Source organism: Bradyrhizobium sp. PRIMUS42 (assembly GCF_023006515.1).
Lineage (GTDB): Bacteria > Pseudomonadota > Alphaproteobacteria > Rhizobiales > Xanthobacteraceae > Bradyrhizobium.
Genome location: NZ_JALBGZ010000951.1, coordinates 1 through 1,999, shown reverse-complemented (window position 1 = coordinate 1,999; position 1,999 = coordinate 1). Strand labels below are relative to the sequence as shown.

Annotated in this window: 2 protein-coding genes; both read left to right on the top strand. The window is 67.4% G+C overall.

What is annotated here, in order from left to right; translation table 11 throughout:
- Nucleotides 1–873 (top strand): DNA replication/repair protein RecF (recF, locus tag MOV75_RS36115; protein ID WP_246928676.1); only part of this gene is annotated, 873 nt, incomplete at its 5' end.
- 108 nt (nucleotides 874–981) lie between these two features.
- Complete coding sequence (locus tag MOV75_RS36110; RefSeq protein ID WP_246928674.1) at nucleotides 982–1,716, top strand: hypothetical protein; 735 nt, start codon at nucleotides 982–984, stop codon at nucleotides 1,714–1,716.
- The last annotated feature ends 283 nt before the right edge of the window (nucleotides 1,717–1,999 follow it).

The window sequence follows — 1,999 nt, the reverse complement described above, 5'->3', positions numbered from 1 at the left end:
ACCGGCATCGATGCGCCGCGGCCCGACAGCACAGTGAGCCGGCGCTGCCGGATCGACCGCGAGCCGGTCAATTCGGCCGCAGCCTTCGGCGACCACATCCGCATGGTATGGCTGACGCCGGCGATGGATGGGCTGTTCATGGGCGCAGGCTCGGAGCGGCGGCGCTTCTTCGACCGTTTGGTGCTCGCCATCGACAGCGATCATTCCAGCCGCATCTCCGCGCTGGAACGCTCTCTGCGCTCGCGCAACCGCCTGCTCGAAACCCGCAATTACGACGACCATTGGTGTGACGCGATCGAGCGAGAGACCGCGGAGCTTGCAGTCGCGGTCGCGGCAACGCGCGGCCAGACCGCAGCAAGGCTCACCGGGATGCTGAACGCGCGCGCGCAGGCCTCCGCCTTCCCATCGGCTAAAATCGCGCTCGACGGCTGGATGGAGAACGCGCTGCTGCAGGAGACCGCGACGTCGGTCGAGGACCGCTACCGGCAGATCCTGCGCGACAACCGCCCGCGCGATGCCATCGCCGGCCGCACCACCGACGGCCCGCATCTCACTGATCTCCAGGTGATCTATGCGCCCAAGAGCATGCCGGCCCGAGACGCTTCCACCGGCGAGCAGAAAGCGCTGCTGATCGGCCTCGTGCTGGCGCATGCGACGCTGGTGGCGGAAATGACCGGCATCGTGCCGCTGCTGCTGCTCGACGAGGTCGTCGCGCATCTCGATCCTAGCAGGCGCGCCGCGCTGTTCGACGAGCTGAAGAAGCTCGGCGCGCAGGTGTGGCTGACCGGCGCGGACCCGGCGGCGTTCGCCGAGATCGGCGCCGGAGGCGAAGTCTTCGACGTCGAGAGCGGACAGGTCTCGGCCCGAAGCTAGGCCGACGGGTTGAACCCGCTCGGTTTCATCAGCGACTAGCTGCTTGAGGCCGCTGGCAGCGACCATCGCGCCGAATTTTGACACGCGCGATATCCTTGGAGCATGAGCATGACGATGGTGAGGCATGGGGCGCGAGCCCCGGCACGATGGCGGATGTTTGCGTACGGCCTCGTCCTGCTCGCGATGTGCCTGCTCGCGGCCAGCGCCGGCGCCACGCTGCCGCATCTGTTTCCGACGACGCTCACGCTGGATTCCGATGCCAAGCTGCCCGCACCGACCCGCTACAATTACAGAGGAATCCACACCACGCTGATGCGGGGCGTCGAAGCGCCGCTTCGCGTCAGGCTGGAAGCCACCGTGCCCGCAGCGCTCGGCGACGTGCTCGCGTTCTATCGCACCGAGCTTGGAAGGCTCGGCTGGCAGGAACAGCATGATGACGCGGTGATCGGCGCCGATCAGGTCCAGCTCGCTTTCGTCTCACCGCTGGGACCGGCCGCGTTGAAACTCGACCGCAAGGATTCCGGCACCTCGGTCCATCTCGTGCAGAAGAACGCGGAGACGGCGACCAAAGCGAACGTTCTTCCAGAGCCCGGCCAGGCGAAGCTGGTGTTCAGCAACATCGGCGACAAGGAAGCCGTGCTCGAGATCAACGAGCAAACCATCCCGCGCCGGGCCGGCGCGAACGCGGTCGCGCTTGACCTCGTGCCCGGCAAATATCCCTACAGGCTGGGCGTGCCGGGCCATCCGGCCACCACGAACATCCTCACCGTCGCCGCCGGCGATACCTGGGAGCTCACGGTCGGGCGCGATGGTGACGCGTGGCCGCCGCTGCAGCTGTACTGAGCACTCGGCCTGCCCGGGCCTTCGCGCCGGCCGGACGATCCCCGTTGAACCTCTCTGGTTCCCACCGCGACTTCTCGTCTGAGGCTGCGGCGCCGACGGCGCCGCAGCCTGCCAATGCGCGAGGGCAGGACGACCCGCGCAACATCCAGGAGTTTTGACGATGCCGATGATTAATCAGCGTGAGCTCGCGCACGCCGTTGTCGGCCAGCCGCTTCACGTCATCGACGATCTTCGCGACCGGGCGCGAGACTTCGGCGCCGCGCGTGTAGGGCACGACGCAGAA

Coding starts and splice junctions, on each gene's coding strand:
- MOV75_RS36110 (WP_246928674.1), top strand. CDS start 982: ATGACGATGGTGAGGCATGGGGCGCGAGCCCCGGCACGATGGCGGATG.